Below are 3,469 nucleotides of genomic sequence, written 5' to 3'. Positions count from 1 at the left end.
CAGCGAACCGAGATCGTATTGCGTGCCGCCGAGCCCGTGGATCAGCAGGACGCCCGTGCGGCCCGTCATGACGCGTCTCCGCTCATTCGTCCGCCGGCCACACGCGCTCGATCTGCCAGACGCCCGCGAATGCGCCGACGCGCGGCCGTTGCAGCGCGAGCCCGCGCTCGGGGCCGCGGCCCGACAGCACGCCGAGCTGCAATTGCGCGAGCTTGATCTGCTCGTCATTCAGCGCGATCTGCGCGAGCAGCTTGCTGCGCTTGATCGATGCGTCGCTCGCGTCGTATGCGTTGTCGAGCCCGCGCGCGGTGCGCTCGCGCAACACGGTCGTCACGCGCTGGCTGACCTTCAGTTTCTGCTGCAGCAGCTCCTGCGTCGCATACGCCTGATCGAGCTGGCAGTACACGGTGACGATCGCCACCGCGAGCGTGAGCCGCACCTGCTCGGCCTCGACCCGCGCCGCTTCGCGCAGCGACATCAGGCTTTTCGTCGCGGCGCGGTTCTTCCCCCACAGGTCGAGCTGGTAGGTCAGCCCGACGAACACCGACGATGGCGAGGTGTTCGGATCGCCGAAGATCTCGACGGGTACACGATAGCCGCCGGCCGATACGTCCGCGACGTCGTTGCCCGGCTTCGGCATGCGCGCGCGGCTGACCGTCGCGCCGGCCGTGCCCGTCAGCCCCGTCAACGAATCGAACTGCTGAAGCTGCGCCTGCGCGATCCGCAGCCGTGCCTGCGCGACCTGCAGGTCGGGGTTGTGCTGCGATGCCTCGGCGACCAGTGCGTCGAGTTGCGGATCCCGCAACTGCTTCACCCAGTCGGGCGCGGGCCACGCGCCGTTCACGCCGGGCCCGGCCGTGTGCGCGAGCGCATCGTCGGCCGGCGCGCGCAACGACAGCGACGGCAGGAAGCCCGACGGCACGCATCCGCTCAACGCCAGCGACACCGCCGCGGCGACGATCATCATCGAACCGCCCTTCACGCCACGCGCCCGATCCACCGTCTTTTTCACCCGCCGCATCGCGCCCCTCATCCCTGCTGAACGCGCTGCGCACGCGCGGCCAGACGCGGCCGCGTGCGCTCGAGCGGGCCGAGCCGGCCGAACAGGCCGTCCGCGACGCCGAACAGGATGCCGGCGAGCTTCGCGCGCTTGTCGCGTTCGACGAGCGCGATCTGCACGACCTGCCACACGGTCAGCAGGTTCGGCACGATCGCCACCGGAAAGCGCAGCCCGTACTGCATCCCGAGCTGTACCGCATTGCGTGCGCTGTAGTAGCGCCGTTGCCACGAGTGATTCATCGACGTCATTTCAAAAGGGCCGATCGCGTGACGCTGCTTCGCGCCGATCCGGTGCGGCAGCACCAGCGACGGCACGACATAGAGCGGCACGTTGCGCGCCAGCGCGCGGAAGCTGTATTCGGTGTCGACGTGATCGATGAACAGCGTCTCGTCGAAGCGGCCGAGCACGTCGAACGCGTCGCGCGACACGACGCAGCCCGACGAGATCAGGAACGCGCAGCGCTGCAGCGGCGCGCCCGGCTCGATGCGCAGGCGGCGCAGCCCGATCCCGTTGGTCGAGAGTTCGGGCAGGAAGCTGCGCGCGTTCTCGTCGAAGATGCGCGGACCGGCCAGGAACGCGCGCCCCGCGAGTCCCGCGCAGACGTCGCGCATCGCGGGGAAATACGCGACCGGCACCGACGAATCCTGGTCGAACAGCGCAACGGCATCGATGCGGTCGCGAAACAGCACCGCGAGCCCCGCGTTGTACGCGCCCGCGATCCCGCCGCGATTGCCGTGATGCAGCAGCGCGATGCCTTCGCGATCGCACAGCTCGCGCGCTCGCGCGTCCGGCTGCGGCGTGTTGTCGACGACGAGCAGCGCATCGCACGCGAGCCGCCACGCGCAGAGTGCGTCGAGTTGCGCGTCAGTCGGGTGATACAGGATCACGAGTGCGCCGAGTGTCGTCATGTTCCTCTCCTCAATGCCCGAACGACGCCGCCGCGCCGCGCTTCGGCCGCGTCAGCCACATCATCGCCGCGAGCGCGAGACACGTCATGCTCGCCATCCAGAACATGTCGTTGGTCGCCATCATGTAAGCCTGCTGCATCACGACCTGGTGCAGCGTGGATAGCTCGCGCACGCCGTCCACCCCCATCCCGTTCAGCGTGTGCACGAAGCGCTGCGTGTTCGCCGATGCCTGCGTGACGGATTGCGACACGACGTCGTAGTGATAGGTCGCGCGGTTGTCCCACAGCGTCACGCTCATCGCGGTACCGAACGCGGCCGACAGCGTGCGCAGGAAGTTCGACAGGCTCGACGCGGCCGCGAGCCGGTCGTCCGGAATGCGCGACAGCGTCGCGGCGGTCAGCGGAATGAAGAAGCACGGCAGCCCGATCCCCTGGATCAGCCCCGGCGCGGCGATCTGCGCGAACGTCATCTTCAGCGTGAAATGCGCATCCCACGCGAGCACGGCCGCGAACACGAGGAAGCCGAAGGTCGCGAGCACGCGTGCGTCGAAGCGGTGCGCATGGAGCCCGACGACGATCGAGAACACCAGCGCGAGCACGCCGAGCGACGCGGTGGCGAGCCCCGCGTGAAACGCGTTGTAGCCCATCACGGCCTGCATCCACAGCGGGAACACGACGCCGACCACCGAGAAGCTCATCATCCCGAGCGAGATGATCAGCACGCAGAACGAGAACGTGCGATCGCGGAACAGGCTCAGATCGACGACGGGATGCGCTTCGCCCGCCTCCCAGATCAGCAGCGACACGATCGACAGCCCCGCGACCACCGCGAGCGTGACGATCAGCGGCGACCCGAGCCAGCCGCGATCGTGGCCGAGATCGAGCATCGCCTGCAGCGAGCCGACGCCGATCACGAGCAGCACGATGCCCGGCACGTCGACCGGGCCGGCCGCGCCGCGTTGCGCATCCGGGCGCAGCATCGCGGTGCAGACCGCGAACGAGAACAGCCCGATCGGCAAGTTGATCAGGAAGATCCACGGCCACGAGAAGTTGTCGACGATCCAGCCGCCGACCACCGGCCCGAAGATCGGCGCGAGCAGCACCGTCATCGCCCACAGCGCGAGTGCGATCGTGCGCTTGTCCGGCGGGAACGTGCGCAGCAGGATCGTCTGCGACAGCGGCACCATCGGCCCCGAAAACAACCCCTGCAGCGCACGGCAGATCACGAGCACGTGCAGGTCGCGCGCGAGCCCGCACAGCAGCGACGTCAGCGTGAACAGCAGCACCGCGCCGACGAACAGCCGCAACTCGCCGACGCGGCGCGCAAGCCAGCCCGTCAGCGGCACCGCGATCGCGGCCGCGACCGAATACGAGCTGATGTAGGCGGGGGCGCGCGCCGCACGCAGCACGATGCGCACGTCGTCGCGCCAGTGCGGGTGGGAAAAGTCGTGGATACGGACGCCGACGCGGCCGAAGCGGTTCTCGGCGCTGCCGAGCAGTTC

General features: G+C 68.9%; 2 protein-coding genes and 1 pseudogene. All 3 read right to left on the bottom strand.

Annotation, left to right across the window (positions count from 1 at the left end; genetic code table 11):
* Positions 1–136: 136 nt before the first annotated feature.
* A pseudogene (locus G3N61_RS38370) lies at positions 137–1,021 on the bottom strand (TolC family protein); the annotation flags it as partial.
* Between the two features lie 8 nt (positions 1,022–1,029).
* Complete coding sequence (locus G3N61_RS38365; RefSeq protein ID WP_205825043.1) at positions 1,030–1,968, bottom strand: glycosyltransferase family 2 protein; 939 nt, start codon at positions 1,966–1,968, stop codon at positions 1,030–1,032.
* Positions 1,969–1,978: 10 nt separating this feature from the next.
* On the bottom strand, positions 1,979–3,466 hold the full coding sequence (locus tag G3N61_RS38360; protein WP_241018121.1) for a DHA2 family efflux MFS transporter permease subunit: 1,488 nt from the start codon (positions 3,464–3,466) through the stop codon (positions 1,979–1,981).
* Positions 3,467–3,469: the final 3 nt, after the last annotated feature.

This window comes from Burkholderia sp. Ac-20349 (genome assembly GCF_017104865.1).
Lineage (GTDB): Bacteria > Pseudomonadota > Gammaproteobacteria > Burkholderiales > Burkholderiaceae > Burkholderia > Burkholderia aenigmatica.
The sequence above is the reverse complement of the archived record's forward strand: the minus strand, read 5'-3'. Positions and strand labels throughout refer to the sequence as shown.

Coding starts and splice junctions, on each gene's coding strand:
- G3N61_RS38365 (WP_205825043.1), bottom strand. CDS start 1,968: ATGACGACACTCGGCGCACTCGTGATCCTGTATCACCCGACTGACGCG.